The 22,441-nt window shown below is 69.0% G+C and carries 18 protein-coding genes and 1 tRNA gene; 6 read left to right on the forward strand and 13 right to left on the reverse strand.

Annotated features, from left to right (window positions below; genetic code table 11):
• Window positions 1-44: 44 nt before the first annotated feature.
• The 3 genes from rpsA to polA form a co-directional block, all read right to left on the reverse strand.
• Window positions 45-1,550 carry a 30S ribosomal protein S1 gene (gene rpsA / locus ACW9TB_RS07265; RefSeq protein ID WP_472747157.1) on the reverse strand — a complete coding sequence of 502 codons (1,506 nt, stop codon included), beginning with the start codon at window positions 1,548-1,550 and terminating at the stop codon, window positions 45-47.
• A 220-nt stretch (window positions 1,551-1,770) separates the two neighbouring features.
• Window positions 1,771-2,886 carry a polysaccharide deacetylase family protein gene (locus tag ACW9TB_RS07270; RefSeq protein WP_472747158.1) on the reverse strand — a complete coding sequence of 372 codons (1,116 nt, stop codon included), beginning with the start codon at window positions 2,884-2,886 and terminating at the stop codon, window positions 1,771-1,773.
• Between the two features lie 381 nt (window positions 2,887-3,267).
• A complete protein-coding gene (gene polA / locus ACW9TB_RS07275; protein WP_472747159.1) occupies window positions 3,268-5,997 on the reverse strand; it encodes a DNA polymerase I in 2,730 nt (909 codons plus the stop codon).
• Between the two features lie 146 nt (window positions 5,998-6,143).
• Here polA and ACW9TB_RS07280 point away from each other — a divergent pair, with 146 nt between their 5' ends.
• Window positions 6,144-6,488 carry a PaaI family thioesterase gene (locus ACW9TB_RS07280; protein WP_472747575.1) on the forward strand — a complete coding sequence of 115 codons (345 nt, stop codon included), beginning with the start codon at window positions 6,144-6,146 and terminating at the stop codon, window positions 6,486-6,488.
• A 387-nt stretch (window positions 6,489-6,875) separates the two neighbouring features.
• Here ACW9TB_RS07280 and ACW9TB_RS07285 read toward each other — a convergent pair whose 3' ends face one another.
• The 3 genes from ACW9TB_RS07285 to ACW9TB_RS07295 are packed head-to-tail and all read right to left on the reverse strand — an operon-like array spanning window position 6,876 to window position 9,385.
• Window positions 6,876-7,664 (reverse strand): amino acid ABC transporter ATP-binding protein, encoded by a 789-nt coding sequence (locus ACW9TB_RS07285; RefSeq protein ID WP_472747160.1) that lies wholly within the window; start codon window positions 7,662-7,664, stop codon window positions 6,876-6,878.
• 2 nt (window positions 7,665-7,666) lie between these two features.
• On the reverse strand, window positions 7,667-8,515 hold the full coding sequence (locus ACW9TB_RS07290) for an amino acid ABC transporter permease (RefSeq protein ID WP_472747161.1): 849 nt from the start codon (window positions 8,513-8,515) through the stop codon (window positions 7,667-7,669).
• 6 nt (window positions 8,516-8,521) lie between these two features.
• The gene (locus ACW9TB_RS07295) at window positions 8,522-9,385 is read right to left on the reverse strand and encodes an ABC transporter substrate-binding protein (RefSeq protein ID WP_472747162.1); all 864 of its coding nucleotides are present in this window, start codon (window positions 9,383-9,385) and stop codon (window positions 8,522-8,524) included.
• A 241-nt stretch (window positions 9,386-9,626) separates the two neighbouring features.
• Between ACW9TB_RS07295 and ACW9TB_RS07300 the strand changes: the two genes are divergently transcribed.
• Window positions 9,627-10,187 carry a DUF4352 domain-containing protein gene (locus ACW9TB_RS07300; protein ID WP_472747163.1) on the forward strand — a complete coding sequence of 187 codons (561 nt, stop codon included), beginning with the start codon at window positions 9,627-9,629 and terminating at the stop codon, window positions 10,185-10,187.
• Window positions 10,188-10,301: 114 nt separating this feature from the next.
• Here the strand turns inward: ACW9TB_RS07300 and ACW9TB_RS07305 are convergent, their stop codons facing one another.
• The 6 genes from ACW9TB_RS07305 to ACW9TB_RS07330 all read right to left on the reverse strand — a co-directional run bounded on the left by ACW9TB_RS07305 (window position 10,302) and on the right by ACW9TB_RS07330 (window position 16,341).
• Window positions 10,302-11,123: an ABC transporter ATP-binding protein gene (locus ACW9TB_RS07305; RefSeq protein WP_472747164.1), complete on the reverse strand. Its 822-nt coding sequence runs from the start codon at window positions 11,121-11,123 to the stop codon at window positions 10,302-10,304.
• The gene (locus ACW9TB_RS07310; RefSeq protein WP_472747165.1) at window positions 11,113-11,961 is read right to left on the reverse strand and encodes an ABC transporter ATP-binding protein; all 849 of its coding nucleotides are present in this window, start codon (window positions 11,959-11,961) and stop codon (window positions 11,113-11,115) included. Before ACW9TB_RS07310 ends, ACW9TB_RS07305 begins: the two co-directional genes overlap by 11 nt.
• Window positions 11,958-13,127 carry a branched-chain amino acid ABC transporter permease gene (locus ACW9TB_RS07315; protein ID WP_472747166.1) on the reverse strand — a complete coding sequence of 390 codons (1,170 nt, stop codon included), beginning with the start codon at window positions 13,125-13,127 and terminating at the stop codon, window positions 11,958-11,960. Before ACW9TB_RS07315 ends, ACW9TB_RS07310 begins: the two co-directional genes overlap by 4 nt.
• A complete protein-coding gene (locus ACW9TB_RS07320; protein WP_472747167.1) occupies window positions 13,124-14,092 on the reverse strand; it encodes a branched-chain amino acid ABC transporter permease in 969 nt (322 codons plus the stop codon). The genes ACW9TB_RS07315 and ACW9TB_RS07320 overlap by 4 nt, the downstream gene beginning before the upstream one ends.
• A 160-nt stretch (window positions 14,093-14,252) precedes the next feature.
• Window positions 14,253-15,425: a branched-chain amino acid ABC transporter substrate-binding protein gene (locus tag ACW9TB_RS07325; RefSeq protein ID WP_472747576.1), complete on the reverse strand. Its 1,173-nt coding sequence runs from the start codon at window positions 15,423-15,425 to the stop codon at window positions 14,253-14,255.
• Window positions 15,426-15,738: 313 nt separating this feature from the next.
• Window positions 15,739-16,341, reverse strand: a complete 603-nt coding sequence (locus tag ACW9TB_RS07330) for an ANTAR domain-containing response regulator (RefSeq protein WP_472747168.1) — start codon at window positions 16,339-16,341, stop codon at window positions 15,739-15,741.
• 112 nt (window positions 16,342-16,453) lie between these two features.
• Between ACW9TB_RS07330 and ACW9TB_RS07335 the strand changes: the two genes are divergently transcribed.
• Window positions 16,454-16,526 (forward strand) — tRNA-Leu (locus ACW9TB_RS07335).
• Window positions 16,527-16,580: 54 nt separating this feature from the next.
• On the opposite strand, the gene ACW9TB_RS07340 is transcribed toward ACW9TB_RS07335, so the two are convergent.
• Window positions 16,581-16,760 (reverse strand): hypothetical protein, encoded by a 180-nt coding sequence (locus tag ACW9TB_RS07340; RefSeq protein WP_472747169.1) that lies wholly within the window; start codon window positions 16,758-16,760, stop codon window positions 16,581-16,583.
• A 398-nt stretch (window positions 16,761-17,158) separates the two neighbouring features.
• On the opposite strand from ACW9TB_RS07340, the gene ACW9TB_RS07345 reads away from it, so the two are divergent.
• From ACW9TB_RS07345 to ACW9TB_RS07355, 3 genes are all read left to right on the forward strand, one after another.
• The gene (locus tag ACW9TB_RS07345) at window positions 17,159-17,761 is read left to right on the forward strand and encodes a GNAT family N-acetyltransferase (protein ID WP_472747170.1); all 603 of its coding nucleotides are present in this window, start codon (window positions 17,159-17,161) and stop codon (window positions 17,759-17,761) included.
• 313 nt (window positions 17,762-18,074) lie between these two features.
• Entirely contained in the window at window positions 18,075-19,103 is a 1,029-nt protein-coding gene (locus tag ACW9TB_RS07350) for a condensation domain-containing protein (protein ID WP_472747171.1), read from the forward strand.
• Window positions 19,104-22,409, forward strand: a complete 3,306-nt coding sequence (locus tag ACW9TB_RS07355) for a non-ribosomal peptide synthetase (RefSeq protein ID WP_472747172.1) — start codon at window positions 19,104-19,106, stop codon at window positions 22,407-22,409. It abuts the gene before it with no gap.
• Window positions 22,410-22,441 lie beyond the last annotated feature (32 nt).

Genomic DNA, 22,441 nt, shown 5'->3' on the forward strand with positions numbered 1-22,441 from the left:
TTCCGTCGATCTTCTACCGCGTTGTCAGCACCGTCTCGGCACCGTCAGTTCTGGCCGCCCGCGAGCTTCTCGCGCAGAGCCGCGAGAGCCTCGTCGGAGGCCAGGGCGCCCGCCGCCGGAGCGGAGGAGCCACTGCTGCTGCTGGAGGCGCCGGTGGAACCCGTGGCCGGGGTCTCGCCGGAGTAGGACGTGGGGGCCGCCTCGCCCGCCTCGGCCTCGGCCTTGCGGGCCTCCTCGACCTGCTTCTTGTGAGCCTCGAAGCGGGTCTGAGCCTCGGCGTACTGCCGCTCCCACTCCTCGCGCTGCTTGTCGAAGCCGTCGAGCCACTCGCCGGTCTCGGAGTCGAAGCCCTCGGGGTAGATGTAGTTGCCCGAGTCGTCGTAGGTCGCCGCCATGCCGTACAGCGTGGGGTCGAACTCGACGTCGGCGCCGATCGCACCCTCGTTCGCCTGCTTGAGCGACAGCGAGATCCGGCGGCGCTCGAGGTCGATGTCGATGATCTTCACGAAGATCTCGTCGCCGACCTGAACGACCTGCTCGGGGATCTCGACGTGGCGCTCGGCCAGCTCGGAGATGTGGACCAGGCCCTCGATGCCCTCCTCGACCCGGACGAACGCACCGAACGGCACCAGCTTGGTGACGCGGCCCGGAACGACCTGACCGATCTGGTGGGTGCGGGCGAACTGCTGCCAGGGGTCTTCCTGCGTCGCCTTGAGCGACAGGGAGACGCGCTCGCGCTCCATGTCGACGTCGAGCACCTCGACGGTGACCTCCTGGCCGACCTCGACAACCTCGGAGGGGTGGTCGATGTGCTTCCAGGAGAGCTCGGAGACGTGGACCAGACCGTCGACGCCGCCGAGGTCGACGAACGCACCGAAGTTGACGATCGAGGAGACGACGCCCTTGCGGACCTGACCCTTCTGCAGGGTGTTGAGGAACGTCTGGCGAACCTCGGACTGGGTCTGCTCAAGCCAGGCGCGACGGGACAGAACCACGTTGTTGCGGTTCTTGTCGAGCTCGATGATCTTCGCTTCGAGCTCACGGCCCACGTACGGCTGGAGGTCGCGGACGCGCCGCATCTCGACCAGGGACGCCGGCAGGAAGCCACGCAGGCCGATGTCGAGGATGAGACCACCCTTGACGACCTCGATGACCGTGCCGGTGACGATGCCGTCCTCGTCCTTGATCTTCTCGATCGTGCCCCAGGCCCGCTCGTACTGAGCGCGCTTCTTGGACAGGATCAGGCGGCCTTCCTTGTCCTCCTTCTGGAGGACGAGGGCCTCGACGTGCTCGCCAACCTCGACGACATCCGCCGGGTCGACATCGTGCTTGATCGAGAGCTCGCGCGAGGGGATGACGCCCTCGGTCTTGTAGCCGATGTCGAGCAAAACTTCGTCTCGATCGACCTTGACGACGGTGCCCTCGACGATGTCGCCGTCGTTGAAGTACTTGATGGTCAGGTCGATCGCTGCGAGGAACTCTTCCTCGGAGCCGATGTCGTTGACCGCTACCTGCGGGGTGCTCGAGGTGGCCTCAGTGCTGCTCGTCATGTGTGGAGTTGCTCCGAACGCGGACAGATGTCGATGTGGCGAACGCGCGGCAGGCCTCTTACCGTCAGCCGAAGAATTAGCATCGGCGTGATCGAGCGCGAGCCCACTCCGTCCGAGACACGCGCGAGCCCACAACGCAGCGATCAGCATATGAGACCAGACGGGTATGGTCAATCCAATGACTCTACGCGCCCGCGTGCCGGAAAGATAACGATCTCGCTTAATAGGCGTTGATCTTCTGCCTCCGGTCCGCCCTGATACTACCGCGAAGCCCGCGTGGGACGGAGATGCGGTCGGGATCCCCGTCGGCCGTGTAGCGCTCGCGGGGGTGCTTGTTCAGCCACCCGAGCCAGTATTCGGAACACCACTTCCGGCACTCCCCCTTCCTGCCGTTGCTCTGGATCCGCTGGATCGCGCGCCAGTTGTAGTCCTTGACGAACGGCGAGACCGACGGCTCGGCTCCGGCCAGGAAGACGCCCTTGAATCGATAGGACACGCCGTGCCACTTTCCCGACTGCACGGTAGATCTTTTGCGGGGCATCGCGCCGAACGGCAGCGCCAGCGTCTCCGAGGGGGGAACGCCGAGCTTCCTCAGCAGCCGCTCGACCCTGGCGACCTGCTCGACGATCTTCTTCTTGGGCAGGCCCGGCAGGTTAGGGTGGCTCCAGGTGTGGTTGGCCACCTCGAAGCCCCGCGAGGCCAGCCAGCGCACGGCCCGTTCCTGGTCCTTCTCCTCGCGCAGGCCGAACGGGTGGCGGTTGACCCAGAAGGTGGCGACGGGCCGGAAGCCGGGATACTTCACGGCGACCTGGTAGATGATGCCGACCGCGGTGTCCTTGGCCGGGGTGCCGTCCGCCTCCAGGGCGAAGTGGCTGGGGTGGCCGTCGTCGAAGGTCAGCACGACCGGGTGCTTGCCCGCCGGGATGTCCATCCTCCCGGTGGCGAACTCCCGCGCGGTGACCGGCACGTAGCCGTCCCTGGCGAGCTTCTCCAGCTCCTTGCGCATCTGGGCGGGGGTGCGGTCGATCGACGCCAGCCTCTTGCCGGTGATCCGGTGGTACATCAGGATCGGGACCGCTCCGGCCTCGTTGGCCCCCACCTGCCGCGCGAACTCCACCGAGGCGGTGATCGGCGGCGGCAGCTCGGCCGAGGGCAGGTCGGGCACCGGCGAGGGGACCGGGGGCGGCGGGGACGTGCTGGCCGTCGACACGCCCGGCCGGGACGCGCCGGGCGGCGCGGAGGCTGGCGGGAGGACGAGGAGCACCACCAGCGCCACCGCGACGACCACCACATTGGCGAGGATGATGATCTTCGTCAGGGGGATTGGACTCCGCACAGAACTCCCGTGCCCGTCGAGCTTTTCGGCTTGGATCACCAGCCTAGAACAGACTCGGACAGGCCCGGCCAACCAGCGGGACCCGACCCCTCGGAGACCGTCGCCGCGAGCCCGGGAGTGATCGTCGGCGCCCGGTGTCCTCCCAGGTGGGAGCCGTGACGGCCCCGCTGGCCGACATCCTCACGGATCCGTACGAGAGCCTGTTGGACAGTCCCCCTCGGCGCCCGGAGGAGCCGTCGGCGCCCCGGGGAGTCACCGGCTCCCGAAGGCCCGCCGGTCTCCGGCCGAGGCGACCCCTGCGGGCGCGCCCGCAGGGGCGCCGACTCAGGTCCCGGAGACTCCGGGCGCGCCCGGAGGGGGCCGCCGACGGCCCGGGGGCCGTCAGTGCCCGGCGTCCTCCCAGGTGCGGCCGACGCCCACCGAGACGGCCAGCGGGACGCGCAGGGAGTACGCGGCGTTCATGCGGTCGGTGACCAGCTCCCGCAGGGTCTCCAGCTCGCCGGGGGCCACCTCGAACACGAGCTCGTCGTGGACCTGCAGCAGCATCCGGGAGCCGAGGGCCGCCTCCTTCAGCGCGCTCTGCACGTTGAGCATCGCGACCTTGATGATGTCGGCCGCGGACCCCTGGATGGGCGCGTTGAGCGCCATCCGCTCGGCGATCTCGCGGCGCTGGCGGTTGTCGCTGTTGAGGTCGGGCAGGTAGCGGCGGCGGCCGAGGATGGTCTCGGTGTAGCCGTCGTTCCTGGCCTGCGCGACGATCGCGTTGAGGAAGTCGCGGACGCCGCCGAACTCCTCGAAGTACTCCTCCTTGAGCGCCCGCGCCTCGGAGACCGGGATGTTGAGCTGCTCCGACAGCCCGAAGTCGGACAGGCCGTAGGCGAGGCCGTAGTTCATCGCCTTGATCTTGGCCCGCATCTCCCCGGTGACCTTCTCCGGCTCGACGTCGAAGACCCGGGCCGCGGTGGCCATGTGGAAGTCGTGCCCGGACTCGAAGGACGCGATGAGCGCCTCGTCGCCGGACAGGTGGGCCATGACGCGCAGCTCGATCTGGCTGTAGTCGGCGGTCAGCAGGGTCTCGAAGCCCTTGCCGACCACGAAGCCCTGCCGGATGCGGCGGCCCTCGGCGGTGCGGATCGGGATGTTCTGCAGGTTGGGCTTCTCCGAGCTGAGCCGCCCGGTGACCGCCACGATCTGGTTGAACGTGGTGTGGATGCGGCCGTCGTCGGCGATCTCCTTGATCAGGCCCTCGACCGTGACCTTCAGCTTGGCCTGGTCGCGGTGGCGCAGCATGATCGTCGGCAGCTCGTGCTCGGTCTGGGCGGCGAGCCAGGCCAGCGCGGAGGCGTCGGTGGTGTAACCCGTCTTGGTCTTCTTCGTCTTGGGCAGGTTGAGCCTGACGAACAGGATCTCCTGAAGCTGCTTGGGCGAGCCCAGGTTGAACTGCTCGCCGTCCACGGACGCGTGCGCCGCCTCGACCGCCTGCTTGACGGCGGCGCCGAACTCGGCCTCCAGGCCGCTGAGGTGCTCCCTGTCGGCGGCGATGCCGGCCCGCTCCAGCTCGGCGAGCACGGTGACGAGCGGCAGCTCCACCTCGCGCATGAGGTGGGTGCCGCCCAGCGGCTCCAGGGACGTCTCCAGCGCGTCGGCGAGCTCACCGACCGCCAGCGCCCGCAGGGCCAGGTCGTGGGCGCCGTCGTCGTCCTCGGCGTCGAAGAGGCTGGCCTGGCCGCCGTTGTCGGCCTCGCCGCGCAGCTCGCGCCGCAGGTAGACCCGTACGAGGTCCTCCAGCGGGAACGAGCGCTGCCCCGGCGTCGCCAGGTAGGCGGCGAGCGCGGTGTCGCAGGTGAGGCCGCGCAGCTCCATGCCCTGCGCCCACAGGGCGAGCATCGGGCCCTTGGCGTCGTGCACGGCCTTGGGCTTCGAGGCGTCGGCCAGCCACTCGCGCAGGGCCGTCTCGTCGGCCTCGGTCAGCGTGGTCGGGTCGATGAACGCCGCGCCGGGCCCGCCCTTCGTGTCGGCCTCCGCGCCCGCTCCCGCCCCGGCCGGTGCGATGGCGACGCAGTCGACGCGGCCGGTGCCGCTGCCGTACGCGCCCTTGAAGGCGAGGCCCGCGCGGCCCTCGGGCAGCGCGCGCAGCCACGGGGCCACCTCGTCGGGGCCCAGGGTGACGACCTCGACCTCGAAGCCCTCCTCCGCCTCGGCCTCGGGCGAGCCGATCGTCTTGAACAGCCGGTCGCGGATCTCACCGCGGAACTCCAGCGTGTCGAGGATCTTGTTGACCTCGTCGCGGTCGGCCGCGCCGAGCTCCAGGCTCGTGACCTCGTGCTCCAGCGGCACGTCGCGGATCAGCTGGGTCAGGCGCCGGTTCATCAGCACCTGGTCGAGGTGGTCGCGGAGCTTGTCGCCGACCTTGCCCTTGACCTCGTCGACGCGGTTGACCAGCTCCTCCAGCGAGCCGAACTCGCGGATCCACTTGGCCGCGGTCTTCTCGCCCACGCCGGGGATGTTCTTCAGGTTGTCGCTGGAGTCGCCGCGGATGGCCGCGAAGTCGGGATACTGCGCCGGGGTGAGCTCGTACTTCTCCAGCACCGCCTCGGGGGTGAACCTGGTCATGTTGCTGATGCCGACGCGGGTCATCAGCACGGTGATCCGCTCGTCGACGAGCTGCAGCGCGTCGCGGTCGCCGGTGACGATCAGCACGTTCATGTCCTGGGCCGCGGCGCGGGTGGCGAGGGTGGCGATCAGGTCGTCGGCCTCGTATCCGGCCAGCGACAGGTGCGGCACGCTCATCGCGTCGAGCACCTCGTGGATCAGGCTCATCTGGCTGCGGAAACTGTCGGGGCTCGCGCTCCGGTTCGCCTTGTAGTCGGCGTACTCCTCGTGGCGGAACGTCGGCTCCGAGCGGTCGAAACAGACCGCGACGTGGGTCGGCCGCTCGTCGCGGAGCACGTTGACCAGCATCGAGGTGAAACCGTAGACCGCGTTGGTCGTCTGACCTGTGGTGGTGGAGAAATTCTCCTCCGGCAGGGCATAGAACGCCCGATAGGCCAGTGAATGCCCATCCAGCAGCAGGAGACACGGACGAGTGGGGGTCGCTTCGCTCTTCGGCACAACGAAAGCCTAGTCTCCTGGTGCGACAGAAAACCTGGCCTCGCACGACAGGAGACGTCCCCTTGACCGTGACAGACCCCGACGAAGCCGCCCGGCGGATCGAGGAGGCGCTCGGCGCCTCGCACCGGAACACGCTGGTGGAGCGGATGGGCATCGTGATCACCGAGGCCACCCCCGAGCGGGTGGTCGGCACGATGCCGGTCGAGGGCAACATCCAACCCTACGGCCTGCTGCACGGCGGCGCCTCGTGCGTGCTGGCGGAGACCCTGGGGTCGACGGGCGCGGCCATCCACGCGGGTCCCGGGCGGATCGCCATGGGCATCGAGATCAACGCCACCCACCACCGCTCGGCGACCTCCGGGCTGGTCACCGGGGTGGCCACCCGGATCCACGGCGGCCGTACGCTCGCCACCTACGACATCGAGATCGTCGACGAACAGGGGCGCCGGGTGTGCACCTCGCGCCTGACGTGCATGCTCCGCGACGTCTGAGCGCGCCCGATCACGTCCGCCGATCATCTGATCACATCTCGTCCTCGATCATATTCGGACCGCCTTTTTGCCTTCCTGGCGCGAGGAGTCCGCTACGGTGGGTGACGGCGATGCCCGTGGGGGGGCCGAGTAGAAAACGTACGGGGTCGGGGAAGCTCCGTATGGCGCCAAAGGCCTCCCCCGGGCTCGCCGGGCTCACACGCCCCCGGATCCACGGCACACCGTCCGCGTGATCCCGAGCGGCTTCGTACGACTCCACACGACCCCGTACGGCTTCAGGCACGCCCTGGAAGCGCGTACGGCCCGCGCCGGGCGGCGCGGGCCGTGTGAAGCCTGTGAAGCCGTACGAGGAAGCCGTACGTGGCGGAACCCGTCCGCCGGTGCGTGTCAGATGTCGGTGTGCGTCGGGTCGAGCACGCGGCGCAGGAAGGTCTTCGTGCGCTCGTGCCGCGGAGCGCTGATCACCTGCTCCGGGGTGCCGTCCTCCACGATCACGCCGCCGTCCATGAACACCACCCGGTCGGCCACGTCGCGGGCGAACGCCATCTCGTGGGTGACCACGAGCATGGTCATCCCCTCCTCGGCGAGCTTGCGCATGACCGTGAGCACGTCACCGACGAGCTCGGGGTCGAGCGCGGAGGTGGGCTCGTCGAAGAGCATCAGCGCCGGGCTCATGGCCAGTGCCCTGGCGATGGCCACGCGCTGCTGCTGCCCGCCGGAGAGCTGGGCCGGGAAGGCGTCGCACTTCTCCCCGATGCCGACCTTGTCCAGGTTCTCCCTGGCGATCCGCTCGGACTCCGCCTTCCCCCGCTTCAGCACCCGGCGCTGCGAGATCATCACGTTCTGCAGGACGGTCATGTGCGGGAACAGGTTGAACTGCTGGAAGACCATCCCGACGCCGCGGCGGGCGGCGTCGATGTCGACGTCGCGGTGGGTCAGCTCCACGCCGTTGACGACGACCTTGCCCGAGGTGGGCTGCTCCAGCAGGTTCACGCAGCGCAGCAGCGTGGACTTGCCCGACCCCGAGGGGCCGATGACGCAGACCACCTGGCCGGGGTCGACGGCGAAGTCGATGCCCCGGAGGACCTCGTTCTTCCCGAAGTACTTGTGCAGGTCACGGATCTCGACCGCGTGGTTTCCCGGGGCCGCCTGGGCTTCCGGATTCGCTGGGCTCACTGTCACCGTCCCCTCGCCTGGCGCTTCTCCAGCTGGGACGCGAGATAGCCCAGCGGGATGGTGACCAGTAGATACGTCACACCTACGACCAGGATGGGCGTGGCGTTGGCATAGGTCGAGGCCATGTCGTTGCCGAACTTCGTGAGCTCGACGTAGTCGCCGGAGACGCCGAGGAACAGCACCAGCGAGGAGTCCTTGAGAAGGGACACGAACTGGTTGGTCGTCGGCGGGATGACGATGCGCACGGCCTGCGGGATGACGATGGTGACCATGGCCCGCGTGTACGACATGCCCAGCGAGCGCGCCGCCTCCATCTGCCCCTTGGGCACCGCCTGGAGCCCGGCGCGGAGCGTCTCGGCCATGTAGGCCGAGCCGACGATCGTCAGGCCCAGGATGCCCTGGCCGTACGTGCCGCCGGGCACCTCGAAGCCGGTGATCGCCAGCGGCAGGAACAGGATGAGCAGGAAGATCAGCAGGGCGGGCAGGCCACGGAAGATCTCGATGTAGGCGATCGCGATCCACCGGTAGGGCCGCACCGACGACAGCCGCATCAGCGCGAACAGCAGGCCGAGCAGGAAGGCGAAGACGAAACCGCCGACCGAGTAGATGATCGTGTTCTTCAGCGCGACCGTGAACAGGTCGGGCAGCGTCTTCTCTGCGATGTCGAGCCTGGTGAAGTTTTCCCCAAGCTTGACCCACTCGATGCGCAGGGCGAGGAAGACCACCACGGCCGCCAGTACGAGGTACTGGACGCCTCTGCTGATCTGCTGCCTCTTGCGGGGACTGAGCCCACTCCTGACGGGGACGCCCCCGCCGGGAGTGGGCTCTGTCGTCGTTGGCTGGTCGGTCATCGTCGGTCAGCCGAGCTCGCCGGGCTTCTTACCGAACCACTTGACGAAGATCTGCTCGTAGGTGCCGTCGGCCTTGGCCTCGGCGATCGAGTCGTTGATCGCCTTGAGCAGGATCGGGTCGGAGCCCTTCTTCAGGCCGACGCCGTACTGCTCGCCGGTGTCGAGGCTGGCGGCCAGCTCGAACTTGTCGGCGATCTCGGGCTTCTTCAGCCAGGTCAGGACGACCGGGAGGTCCTGGACGATCACGTCGACCTGGCCGGACTGCAGGCCAAGCAGCTCCTTGGGAGAGTCGGCGAACTCCTTGGGGTCGAGCCCCTTCCCCTTGACGAAGTCGAGGCCCGTGGTCGAGGCCTGGGCGCCGAGCTTGAGGCCCTTGGCCTTCACCTCGTCGAGGGTCTTGACGCCGCTTCCCTTCTTGGCCAGCAGGGCCTGCGTGGCGTCGAAGTAGGGCTCGGAGAAGTCGATGTTGGCCTTGCGCTCCTCGGTGATCGTCATACCGGCGGCGGCGACGTCACACTTGTTGGTGGCCATCGCCGCACCGCTCTTGATGACGGCGAAGTCGATGTCGACGATCTCCTGCGTCAGGCCGAGCTTCTTGGCGGCCAGGTCGACGATGTCGACGTCGAAGCCGACGACCTTGTCGCCCTCCTTGAACTGGAAGGGCTCGTACGGAAGGTTCGTGCAGGTGGTCAGCTTGCCGGGAGTGACGAGCTGAGGACCGGCCGCAGCCGCGGGAGCGCTTGCCGAGGCACCATTGCTCGGGCTGGCGGAGGTGGACTCGCCACCACCGCAGGCCGAAAGGCCGAGCGCACCGGCGACGACCATGGCGCCCACCGCCATCGCACGACGGGAAACAAAACTCAGGCCCACGAAGGCCTCCTTACGGTCAATGTCGCTTCTTGTATGGATACCTCAGTGCAGGTCATGCTTCATCACCTGCATAATCATGCAGATCACCAGTACGACACAATTCGGACAACAACCGCGTCCGGAGTTTTCTGTTCAATACCCTGCCCCCCACGCGGATCGGGGCGCCGACACTTGCCGGATCGTCAACCGTCATCCGGGGAGTCGTTGAACTTCAGGATCCACCTCGGTTACGTTGCCGGGTGTGCGTGATCCCCTGGTCCTGTTCACCGGTGCCGCCCTCGCCGTCACCGTCCTGTCCGGCTGCTCCGGGGCGGGCCCGGCGAGCCCCGCCTCCCCTCAGGCCACGCCCACCCCGACCTACGAGCTCCCGCCGCGCCCCGTACGGCCGAGCGAGAGCCCCGTCAGGGCCGCGCCGGTCACCGACGGCGACACCCGCTTCCAGGTGATCGGCCTGCAGAAGGGCCTGAGCGGCTTCTTCGGCAGCCACGCCGAGTGGCAGGCCAAGGGACAGTACGTGGTCGTGCGGATCCTCGTGGAGAACCCCGGCCGCACCAACGCCCGCTTCGACGCCAAGCGGCAGAGGCTCGTCGCCGCCGACGGCACCACCTACACGATCGACAAGTTCGCGCAGGCCATCAAGCGCCAGCCCGACGAGCTCCCGCTCGGCGCCCAGGTCAGGATCGAGCTGGACCTCTGGTACGACATCCCCAAGGACGCGAAGGTCGCCGCGATCCGGCTGTTCGGCGACCCGCCCCTCGGCGTGACCGGCAGCACCGACGGCGTACAGGTGCCGCTGCCCTGAGCGCTGTCCTGAGCCGCTCCGGGATCGTGTGAAGAGGGCCCGCCGCGGACGCGCGGCGGGCCCTCACCTGTCACGAGGCCGTGAAGGCCGCGAAGATCATCACGGCATCATGGGTCAGGGCAGTTCCTCGGCGACGTCCCGCTTCTCCTGAGGGGCCGGAGCGGAAGCCGGGGCCTTCTGGGCCTTCTGGGCGGGGGTGGCCTGCGCCGCCTCCGCCTCCAGGTCGAGCTCCGCGCCGCCGCCGAGGTAGGCGGCCTGCACGGCGGGGTCGTTGAGCAGCTCGTCCGCGGGCGCGCTCTTGACCACCTTCCCGGTCTCCAGGACGTAGGCGCGGTGGGCCAGCTTCAGCGCCTGCTGGGCGTTCTGCTCCACCAGCAGCACCGTGGTGCCCCGGCGGTTGATCTCCTCGATGATCTCGAAGATCTGCTGCACCAGCAGCGGCGCCAGGCCCATCGACGGCTCGTCCAGCAGCAGCACCTTGGGCTTGGCCATCAGCGCGCGGCCGATGGCGAGCATCTGCTGCTCGCCGCCGGACATCGTGCCGCCCATCTGGGTCCTGCGCTCCGCCAGGCGGGGGAAGAGCTCGTAGACCTCGGCCAGGTCGGCGCTGAAGTCACCCGAGCGGGTGTACGCGCCCATGAGCAGGTTGTCGTGCACCGTCATGCCGGGGAACACTCCCCGGCCCTCGGGCGCCTGCCCCAGGCCCGCGAGGACCCGCTTGTGGCCGGGCATCTTGCTGATGTCCTTGCCGTCGAAGGTGATGCTCCCCGACGACAGGCCGCGCAGGCCCGAGATCGTCTTCAGGGTCGTGGTCTTGCCCGCCCCGTTCGCCCCGATGAGCGTGACGATCTCGCCCTCGTTCACCTCGACCGAGATGCCCTTGAGCGCCTCGATCTTGCCGTAGTGGACACGAATGTCCTTGACCTCAAGAAGCATCGGCGGGAGCTCCCAAATACGCCTCGACGACCCGGGGGTCGGTCCGCACCTCGTCCGGCAGGCCATCGGCGATCTTCTGGCCGAAGTCCAGCACCGCGATGCGGTCACTGATGCCCATGATGAGGCTCATGTCGTGCTCGATGATCAGAATCGTCCGGCCCGCGTCGCGGATGTCCCGGATCAGCTGCTGCAGCGCCACCTTCTCCGCCGGGTTCATACCGGCGGCGGGCTCGTCCAGCAGCAGCAGCTTCGGGTTGGTCGCGAGCGCGCGGGCGATCTCCAGACGGCGCTGGTCACCGTAGGGCAGGTTCTTGGCGTGCTCGTTGGCGCGGTGCGCGATGCCGACGAAGTCGAGCAGCTCCATCGCCAGCTTGCGCCCGTCCTTCTCGGCCCGGCGGTGCCAGGGAAGCCCCAGCGCCACGCTGACCATGCCGGACCTGTGGTGCGCGTCCGCGCCCACCATGACGTTCTCGATGGCCGTCATGTTGTGGAACAGCCGGATGTTCTGGAACGTGCGGGCGATGCCCCGCTTGGTGATCTTGAAGCGCTTGACGCCGCTGATCTTGTCGTCCAGGAAGCGGACCTCACCCTCGGTCGGCTGGTAGACGCCGGTCACCACGTTGAAGACCGTGGTCTTTCCGGCGCCGTTCGGGCCGATGAGAGCGAAGATCTCCCCCTCGTTGATGGTCAGGTTGACCTCGCGCAGTGCCGTGACACCGCCGAACCGCATGACGAGGTTCTTCAGCTCCAGCATGACGCGACCGGCGCGCTCCGCCTGGACCGCCTTGGGAGGCGCTTCGGCCGGGTTGACCTCGGCCGGGTTCACTTCGGCGCTCACTTGGAAGCCACCTCCTCACCGTGCGACTCGGGCCCGGGAACCTCGGCCCCGAGCGTACCCATACCGCCTGACCCCTCTTTCAGCTCCGCCTTGCGTTGCCGCGATGGCAGCAGACCCTCCGGACGGAAGATCATCAGCGCCACGAGCACCGCGCCGAAGATCAGCATGCGGTACTCCTGCAGCCCGCGGAACCGCTCGGGCAGCCAGGCCACCACGAAGGCGCCCAGCATGACACCCGGCAGGTTGCCCGCGCCGCCCATGACCACCGCGGCCAGGATCGTCGCCGACAGCAGGAACTGGAAGTCGTTCGGGTTGATCGAGATGGCCTTCGCCGCCCACAGCACGCCCATCGCGCCACCGATGGAGGCGCCGATGGCGAAGGCGAGCATCTTGAAGCGGAACGTCGGCACGCCCATGACCTCGGCCGCGTCCTCGTCCTCGCGGATCGCCGCCCAGGCACGCCCGACCCGGCTCTTCTCCCAGCGCTTCACCAGGATGATCACGATGACGGCCAGCGCGACCAGCAGGTAGTAGTAGGGTCGCGGATCCAGCACGCCGTACTTGAGCGGATCGACCCCGAACACGTTGGGGATGCTGATCCCGAACAGGTGCAGGTCCTCGTAGCTCGGCGGGTGCGGGATGCCGCGGATGCCGTTCGGGCCGCCGATCTCGTCGGTGTTGCGGGCGGTGATACGGATGATCTCACCGAAGCCCAGCGTGACGATCGCCAGATAGTCACCGCGCAACCGCAGCGTCGGGGCGCCGAGCGTGATGCCCGACAGGGCGCAGATCCCGATGCCGACCAGCAGGATGAGCCAGAAGTTCCAGCCCAGCCGGGTGCCGATCAGCGCCATCGCGTAGCCGCCGACCGCGTAGAACGCGACGAAGCCCAGGTCGAGCAGGCCGGCCTGGCCGACCACCACGTTCAGGCCGATCGCCAGGACGACGTACGTCCCGATCGGGAAGAACAGGATGCTCGCCCAGTCGGTGTAGGGCGACATGAAGGGGGCGAGGCTCTCCGACGGCAGCAGCAGCGCGCCGATGATCAGGGCCACATACAGGATCCAGCGCTGCCAGCCGGGAGTGATCTGCCAGCGGTCGTGCATGTCGTCACCGAAGCGGCCAAGGCCGTTGCGGATGCCTGCCAGGGGATTCTTCTGGTTCATGCGCGCGCCTGCTGGAGTGATTCACCGAGGATGCCGGTGGGGCGGAACATCAGGACCAAGACGAGGATGGTGAAGGAGATCACGTGCTTCCAGTCGGAGCCGAAGAAGATGGCCCCGTAGTTCTCCACCAGCCCGAGCGTGATTCCGCCGACCAGGGCGCCGCGCAGGTTACCGATGCCACCCAGGACCGCCGCGGTGAACGCCTTGATACCGAAGAGGAATCCGATGTAGTAGTTCGTGTTCTCGTACGAGATCAGGTAGAGCGCTCCCGCCACACCGGCCATGCTTCCGCCGATGAGGAAGGTCATCCGCACGATCCGGTTGATGTCGACGCCCATCAGGACGGCCGCCTCGGGGTTCTGCGCGGTGGCGCGAATACCCCGGCCGATCTTCGTCCGGTTCACCAGGGCGTCCAGCGCGATCATCATGCCGATCGCGGCGACGATGACGAAGATCTGGTCGATCCTGACCGCGTGGCCGAAGATCGAGAAAAGCTCTGTCCGCTCCATGATGCGGGGCAGACCCATCTGGATCCTGCCCTGCTCGGGGCGGTTGAAGACGTTCGGGATCACCAGGAGCGCGAACAGCTCCTGGAGGAAGATCGAGGCGCCGATCGCCGAGATCAGCGCCGCCAGCCGGGACGCGCCGCGCTGGCGCAGCGGCCGGTAGGCGATTCGCTCCAGCGCCACCGCGGTGCCCGCCGAGGCGAGCATGCCGGCCAGGATCATCGCCAGGATGAGGCCGACCAGCGCGATGCCCGTGAGGGGCGAGTTGATGCCGAACACGAACGGTACGAACATCGCACCGAATGTGCCGATCATGAAAACTTCGGAATGCGCGAAGTTGATCAGCCGCAGCACGCCGTACACCATCGTGTAACCGAGCGCGATCAGGGCGTAGATCGAGCCGAAGGCCAGGCCGTCGATCGTCGCCGGCCAGAACTGATTGATGAAGTCATTGAGCACTAGGGTTTACCACTTCTAGCGGGGGTCGCCTGCACGTCCGGGTAGCACACCGCCTCCAGCAGAACCTCGTGGACTCTCTGGAAGTACGAGAGGAGCGGGAACGCATTCGCGGCGTTCCCGCTCCCCGCGCGTCGACTACCTACTGTCCTTCAGCGCCGGACTAGCCCAGCTTGGCCTCGTTGGCCTTGCCCAGCAGGCCGATCGCGCCATCCTTGACCTGGTAGATGTAGATGTCCTTCGCCGCGACCTCACCGTTGGCCTCGAACTTGACCTGCTTCGAGACACCCGCGAGGTCCACCGTGGCGATGAACTCGTTGATCTTGTCAGGGGTGACGTTGCCCGCCTTGATGGCGTCGACGAAGACCGTCGCGGCGTCGTAGCCCTCGGCCGCGTAGATGGCCGGGTCGGCGCTGTAGGCGGCCTTGTAGGCGTCGGCGAACGCCTTCACCTTGGCGTCGGTGACGTCGGGGGTGGCGATGTAGCAGGGGCAGCCCACCAGGGCACCCTCGGCGTTGTCGGCACCGGCGCCGTCGATCAGGCCCTTGTCCAGCGAACCGTCGCCGGACAGGAACTTGGCGGTCACACCCTTGTCGCGGAGCTGCTTGAGCAGGTTGCCGCCCGCGGCGTAGTAGCCGCCGAAGAAGATCGCTTCGGGCTTGGCCGCCGCGACCTTGTTCACCACGGAGGAGAAGTCACTCTCGGCCGGGTCGAGCGAGTCGGTCGTCGGCTTGACGCCCTTGGCCTCGAGCGCCGCCTTGACGGCGTCGGCCAGCGGCTTGCCGTACTCGGACTTGTCGTCGATGACGAAAACGTTCTTCGCGCCGACACCGGTCGCGATGAAGTCGCCGATGCCGGGGCCCTGGATGCTGTCGCTCGGCAGTACGCGGTGCCAGAACTTCCAGCCGTTCGTCGCCAGCGCGGCGTTGGTGGCGGAGGCCGAGATGCTCGGCAGCTTCGCCTCCTCCAGCACCGGCGCCACCTGGGCGGACTCACCGGAGAACGCGGGACCGATCAGGCCGACGATCTTGTCGGTCTTGATGGCCTGCTGGGCCAGGGCGACCGCCTTTGACGGGTCCGCCTGGCTGTCGTACTCGACAAGCTCGATCTTCACGGCCGGGTTGGTCTTGTTGTACTCGTCGATGACGAGCTTCGCACCGTTCCGGGGGGGGATGACGATGCCGGCGTTGGCACCCGTCAGGTCGCCCATGAAGCCAAGCTTGACGGTGGTGGGGGCGGCAGCACCACTTGAGCCGCCCTCAGCCGGCGTGGCCTCCGTACCACCGCTGCTGCAGGCAGCGAGACCGAGGGTGAGCGCCACACCGGCGGCAAGCACTCCACCGAGGCGTGCAGTCTTAGGCCGCAAGGTTGCCTTCCTTTCGCCCAGTCCCTCGTCAGGACCGAGTTCACAGATGCCCTTCCCTGGCGGGTGGCCAGGGGTTGTGTCGGTTAGTACAACTAGCGGATGTCACGGGTCGATACAGGACGGCCCACCGTTACCGCTTCGTTATAACACCGATCCTTTTCGGCTATCAGATACAAAAGCCGTGGTCACTGGCAACCTTACGGTCTCCGCGGGGATCACTCCGACCATCCGGAAGCCCGTGCCGCGCCCTCCGGAACGCGCCCCGCGGGGGCCGGGGAGCCGATCAGGCCTCCGGAGCCTCCGCCTCGGGCCCCGCCCCGTCCGCCACGACGATCTGCGCCACCTGCCGCATGCTCAACCTGCGGTCCATCGACGCCTTCTGGATCCACCGGAACGCCTGCGGCTCGCTCCATCCGTGCCGCTCCATCAGCAGCCCCTTGGCCCGCTCGACCAGCTTGCGCGTCTCCAGCCGCTCCGAGAGCGTCCCGACCTCCCGCTCCAGGGCGGCGATCTCCTGGTGCCTGCTGACCGCCATCTCGATCGCCGGAACCAGGTCCGACTTCGTGAACGGCTTCACCAGGTACGCCATCGCACCGGCGTCCCTCGCCCGCTCGACCAGGTCGCGCTGCGAGAAGGCCGTGAGGATGAGACACGGCGCGATCCGCTGCGACACGATCTGCTCGGCCGCGGAGATCCCGTCCAGGATGGGCATCTTCACATCCAGGATCACCAGATCCGGCCGCTGCTCCATCGCCAGCTTGACCGCCGACTCCCCGTCCCCGGCCTCCGCGACGACCGCATACCCCTCCTCCTCCAGCATCTCCTTGAGGTCGAGGCGAATCAGCGCCTCGTCTTCCGCGATCACCACTCGCCGCTGCGTACTCACGAGCAAGAGAGTACCGACGTCCGCTAGATTGGGACCACGCCGGTGCCCGAGAGCCCTCTACTTCTCGGTAAGCTCTTAGCTGGCGCGCAAGGTCCGGACAAATGCAGAAAATGCCCCGATAGACCAACGGCAGAGTCGATGGACTCAAAATCCATTCAGTGTGGGTTCGAATCCCACTCGGGGCACCTCTATCTCCGTCGAACGCCCCGGGAGACTTCTCCGGCGCATTGTGGAACGGTTCAAAAACTGTCGGTGGCGCTTGGCATCGTAGCCCCGTGCGCCCTCGCGAAACCGTTGACCGTGCCCTCCACCTCCCGGCGATCGGCCTTATCCATCGACAGGTGGCCAAACTCCGCCGCGCGTCCGCTGGAGCGATCCAGAAAAGGCGCACCGGTGACTTCGAAGACGAGAGCCGACATCGCCGTTGTCCCCGATGCCACAGCCGCGGGCCTACGCCTGGCCATTTGGCCTGTATCCGGGTGACGGCCACCGCACTTCTACGTGAACTTCTACGTGAGAAGGGGTCCGCCGGTCGCCACTCTCCGGTCAGGACTTGTCGAGATGGCGAGTGCCGTCCTGTCGTCGGTTATGCCGACCGCATCGGTGAGTGGCGGGAAAGGGCTATTCCACGTCCGTTTCCCCGGCACGGTCCAGGACGCGAACAGGGACGCGAACACGGACGTGGGATCGAGCCGGAGCGGTGGTGGCGGCCGGACGGGTTCGCGGGGCCGGGGCCCCGGGGTGGCGGGTGGTGGTCCCGCGGGCGGAGTAGGTTGCTCGGGAAGTGGCCTGAAGTGGTGTAACGGGAGGTGGCGGCGTGGAAGCTGTGGGGGACGGCCGGGTGGAGCAGGGTGATCTCGGTGCCGGGCGGGTGTGCCTTCCCGAGCGGGTGCGGCTGAGCGGGCACGGGGTGGTGCTGCGGGAGTGGGAGGACGACGACCTGGCGGCCATGGTGGAACTGTTCGACGACCCCGAGGTGGCGTACTGGACGCCGCTCGCCTCGCCGTTCGACCCGGAGGCGGCGCGGGCCTATCTGGAGCGGGCCCGGCGGCGGCGGGCGGCCGGGGAGCGGATGCAGCTGGCGATCACCGTGGACGGGGGCGAGCCCGCGGGCGAGGTGTTGCTGATGCTGAGCGGGCTGGGCCTGGACGTCGCGGAGATCGGTTACGGGCTGGGAGCGGCCTACCGGGGGCGGGGGCTCGCCTCGGGCGCGGTGCGGGTGATGACGGAGTTCGCCCGGAAGACGGTGGGGGTGTCCCGGCTGCTGCTGGAGATCGAGGCCGACAACGCGGCGAGCGTGGCGGTGGCCCGCGCGGCGGGCTACCACCTGACGGACGCGCCGCCGGTCCCCTCGGAGGAGAAGGGGCGGTCGATGACGCTGCGGACCTGGGAGTACGAGGAGACCGATCACCGCGGGTAGGCGGGTTGTCCTGTCGATCTCGACGCAGTCAGACAGATATGTATGAATGTCATTAATCCTAAGGAAAGGTAAGCGACCTCGGAGAGACCTGGTGCGTTCCCCGGCCGCGGAGCGCGTCCAGCCCCCTGCCGAAAGTGAGACACGTGTGACGTCCTCGCCTGGCCAGTCCCTAAGCAGCACACAGCTTTCCGACGCCAAGCGAGCGCTCCTGGAGAAACGGCTGCGCCGTCGCGCGCCGGATCCGGTGTTCACGATCCCCCGGCGGCGGCCCGCGGGAAACACAGGAAACGCGGCCGGGGGCGCGGGAGGGAGCGTGGGAGGCGCCGAGGATCACGTGTTGCTGGTGGCGCTGCACCACATCCGCGGTGACGGCTGGTCCACCGACATCCTGGCCGAGGAGCTGCGGGCCTGTTACGCGGGGACGGAGCCTCCCGAGCCGCCGTTGCGGTACGGCGACTACGCGCTGCGGCAGCGGGAGCGGCCGGTCTCCGAGGCCGGTCTGTCCTGCTGGCGGGCGCGACTGGCCGGGGTGGTGCCGCTGAAGCTTCCCGTGGACGGGCGGCGGCGGGGCGAGCAGACGTTCGCGGGGGCCTCGCACGGTTTCACGCTGGGGCGAGAGCTCGTGGAGCGGCTGGCGCGGGAGTCCGGCGCGACCCTGTACATGGTGCTGCTGGCGGCGTACCAGGTGCTGCTCGGCCGGTACGCGCGCCAGGACGACTTCGCGGTCGGCTCCCCGGTGGGCGGGTGCCCCCGGCGGGAGCTGGAGAGCGTGATCGGCATGTTCGTGAACGCGCTGGCGATGCGCGCGGGCCTGTCGGGTGACCCGGGGTTCCTGGAGCTGCTGGAGAGGGTGAGGCGGACCACGACGGAGGCGTACGCGCACCAGGAGCTGGACCTGAGGCTGGCGCAGTTCACCGAGTTCGGCGGGGATCCGGGGCTGCACGCGGAGATCTCCGCGTACGTCGGGCGCAACCGCCACCTGGTGGCGCGCTGCGACTCCCCCGTGCTGTGCCACAACGACTTCCACGAGCGCAACGTCATGGTCGCCGAAGGGGATCCGCCGAGGATGACCGGGGTCGTCGACATGGACAACGCGCTGGGCGGCGACCCGCTGATGGACCTGGCGCGGACCGACTACTTCGCGGTCAGGGGCGACGCGGAGCGGCGGCGGCACCTGTTCGAGGGGTACGGCGACCTGCCGGACGACTGGCCGGAGCGCCTGGCCTTCTACCGGCTCCGCCACGCCTTGGAGCAGTGGCACTGGCTGGCCACCCTGGGCGAGACGGCCGCCCTGCCCGTGATCGCGGAACAGCTCCGCGAGTGCCTGAAGGAGAACGCGTAGATGGACGTCTTTCCCGCTTCGTTCGCCCAGGAGCGGATCTGGTTCCTGCACGAGCTCCTGCCGGACCTGGCCGTGTACAACATCGCCGTCCGCCTGGAGACGGCCAGGCTGCGTCCGATGGATCCCGGTCTCCTGGAGCGGGCGCTGGCGGTGCTCGCGAGGCGGCACGAGTCTATGCGGACGGCGTTCGAGCTGCGCGACGAGCGGGTCGTGCAGACGATCGCGGACCGGGTGCCGGTCTCGGTGGCCAGGAGCGACCTTTCCGCGCTGACCCCGGAGGCGGCGGAGAAGGAGTTCGAGCGGGTCGCGGCCGAGGAGGCGCGCGGCCCGTTCCGGCTGGACAGCGCCCCGCTCTGGCGGGTACGGCTGGTGGAGCTGGGCGGCGGGGAGTCGCGGCTGCTGCTGATCCTGCACCACACGATCTTCGACGCCTGGTCGTCCGGCATCCTGTGGCGGGAGCTGGCCGAGGTCTACCTGGCGCTGCGCGAGGGCCGCGAGCCCGAGCTGCCCGGGCTGGCGATCCAGTACGCCGACTACGCGGTCTGGCAGCGCGACCGGCTGGGCGGCGGCGAGCTGGACGGCGACCTGGCCTACTGGCGGGAGCGGATGCGCGGGAGCGTCCCGCTGGAGCTGCCGTCCGACCGGCCGCGCCCGGCGGAGATGAGTTACGTGGGCTCGGTGCTGGACTTCGCCGTGCCGGAGGAGCTGACCGGGCGGGTGGGCGCGCTGGCGAGGCGGCGGGGCACCACGCCGTTCACCGTGCTGCTGACGGCGTTCTCGGTGCTGCTGGCGCGCTGGAGCGGGCGGACCGACGTGGTGGTGGGCTCCCCCGTCGCCGGGCGGGAGCTGCCGGAGCTGGACGCGCTGATCGGCATGTTCGTCAACACGCTGCCGCTCCGTACCGACCTGGGCGGTGACCCGGCGTTCGGCGAGGCGCTGGACCGGGTCCGCACGACCGTGCTTGAGGCGTTCGACCACCAGAACGTGCCGTTCGCGAAGCTCGTGGAGGCGGTGGGCCCGCCCCGCGACCCCGGCAGGACGCCGCTGTTCCAGGTGGGGTTCAACCAGATCGCGGTGGACGGGCGCGGCCGGTACGGCAACGGCACCTCGAAGGCCGATCTCACCATGGAGCTCCACAATCCGGACGGCAGGATGGAGGGCTGGGTCGAGTACAGCACGGACCTGTTCGACGAGGACACGATCCGCCGCCTGGTGTCGGCGTACCTGACGCTGCTCGGCACGGCCGTCGACGACCCGGAGCTGCCGATCTCCCGGCTGCCGCTGATGGACGGGCGGGAGCGGGAGCGGCTGCTGGCCTCCTGGCACGGCCAGGCGGCCTCCTACCCCGAACGCTGCCTGCACGAGCTGATCGCCGAGCGGGCGGAGCGGGCGCCGGACGCCCCGGCGGTCGTCTCGGCCGAGGGGACGCTCACCTACGGGCACCTGGAGGAGCGGGCGGGCGCGCTGGCCAGGCGGCTGCGCGAGCGCGGGGTGGGGGTGGAGACGCCGGTCGCGGTGTGCCTGCCGAGGAGCCCCGAGCTGGTCGTGGCGCTGCTGGCGGTGCTGAAGACGGGCGGCTGCTACGTGCCGCTGGATCCGGACTATCCGGTGGAGCGGCTGGGGTTCATGCTGGCCGACTCGGGCAGCCCGCTGCTGCTGACCCGCTCGACGCTGGTCGAGCGGCTGCCGTCCGACCATCCCCCGGCGATCCTGCTGGACGCGCTGCCGGTGAATGGTTCGTCCGGGTCCGTCCCCTTCGTCCCCGGTCCCCTCTCGCCCGACGCTCCGGCGTACGTGATCTACACCTCGGGGTCGACGGGCGTGCCCAAGGGGGTGGTGGTCCCCCATCGCGGGGTGGTGAACCTGGTCGCCGGGCTGGGGTTCACCGAGCGGGAACGGATGCTGCTGCTCACCTCACTGTCGTTCGACATCGCGGCACTGGAGATCTTCGGCCCGCTGACGGCGGGCGGCGCGGTGGTGCTCGCTCCCCCGTACGGCAACGGCGGGCTGGGTGAGCTGGTGGCGGAGGCGGGGGTGACGACGGTGCAGGCGCCGCCGTCGGTGCTGGAGGAGATCCTGGAGCGGCTGCCCGCCGGGCTGCCGCGCGTGTTCAGCGGCGGGGAGCCGCTGCCGGTGCCGCTGGCCGGGCGGATCCAGCGGGTCGCCGGTGAGCTGTGGAACCTCTACGGGCCGACGGAGACAACGATCTGGTCGCTGGCGCACCGGGTGCCCGAGGGCGCGGAGTCGATGTCGATCGGCGCGCCGGTCGCGGGCACCACCGCGTACGTGCTGGACGAGGCGATGGAGCCGGTGCCCGTCGGTGTCGCCGGTGAGCTGTTCCTGGGCGGCGACGGGGTGGCCCGGGGCTACCGGGGGCGGCCGGGGCTGACCGCCGAGCGGTTCGTCCCCGACCCGTTCGGCCGGGGCGGCCGTCTCTACCGGACGGGTGACCTCGTACGGCGGCTGCCCGACGGCACGCTGGAGTTCCTCGGGCGCGCGGACGACCAGGTGAAGGTGCGGGGGGTACGGATCGAGCTGGGCGAGGTGGAGGCGGCGCTGGCGGCACACCCCGGGGTACGGCGGGCGGTCGCCTCGGTCAGGGACGACGCCCCCGGCGGTCGGGCACTGGTCGCGTACGTGGACACGGGCGCGGGCTCATCGGTGGGCGCGGATGCGGGAACGGGCGCGGGAACGGGCGCGGGAACGGGCGCGGGTGCGGGCGCGGGAACGGGTGCGGGTGCGGGTGCGGGCTCATCGGTGGGCGCGGGAACACCGGCGGGGGTGAAGGTGAGCGGGAGTACGGGCGTGGGAACGGGAGCGGGCGCGGAGGTGACGGCCGGGGAGTTGCGGGCGTTCCTGGCGACGCGGCTGCCCGCGACGATGGTGCCGAGCCTCTTCGTACCGATGCGGGATTTCCCGAGGCTGCCCAACGGCAAGCTCGACCGCGCCTCGCTGCCCTCCCCCGTCGCGGAGGAGGCCCCGGCCGCACCCGCGGGACCGGTCACCGCGAGTGAGGAGCTGGTGCACGAGATCTGGTGCGAGGTGCTGGGCAGGAACGGCATCGGGATCGACGACGACTTCTTCGACGTGGGCGGCCACTCGCTGCTCGGCACCAAGGTCGTCGCCAGGATCTGCTCGGCGGTGGGCATCGACCTGCCGCTCAACGCCCTGTTCACCACGCGTTCGGTCCGGGGGTTGGCGCTGGTGGTGGAGGAGTGCCTGGCGGCGGAGATCGACCGGCTCACGGACGAGGAGGCCGAGCGGATCGCCGGTGAATACGACCGAAATGACAGCGCGGTGAACTAAGACCGAAACTGGCATTTTGGACGCTTGCTCTT

This window comes from Streptosporangium sp. H13245, from assembly GCF_055690525.1.

Coding starts and splice junctions, on each gene's coding strand:
- ACW9TB_RS07290 (WP_472747161.1), bottom strand. CDS start 8,515: ATGACCGACCAGCCAACGACGACAGAGCCCACTCCCGGCGGGGGCGTC.
- ACW9TB_RS07340 (WP_472747169.1), bottom strand. CDS start 16,760: ATGTCGGCTCTCGTCTTCGAAGTCACCGGTGCGCCTTTTCTGGATCGC.
- rpsA (WP_472747157.1), bottom strand. CDS start 1,550: ATGACGAGCAGCACTGAGGCCACCTCGAGCACCCCGCAGGTAGCGGTC.
- ACW9TB_RS07305 (WP_472747164.1), bottom strand. CDS start 11,123: ATGCTTCTTGAGGTCAAGGACATTCGTGTCCACTACGGCAAGATCGAG.
- ACW9TB_RS07315 (WP_472747166.1), bottom strand. CDS start 13,127: ATGAACCAGAAGAATCCCCTGGCAGGCATCCGCAACGGCCTTGGCCGC.
- ACW9TB_RS07355 (WP_472747172.1), top strand. CDS start 19,104: ATGGACGTCTTTCCCGCTTCGTTCGCCCAGGAGCGGATCTGGTTCCTG.
- ACW9TB_RS07280 (WP_472747575.1), top strand. CDS start 6,144: ATGGGCATCGTGATCACCGAGGCCACCCCCGAGCGGGTGGTCGGCACG.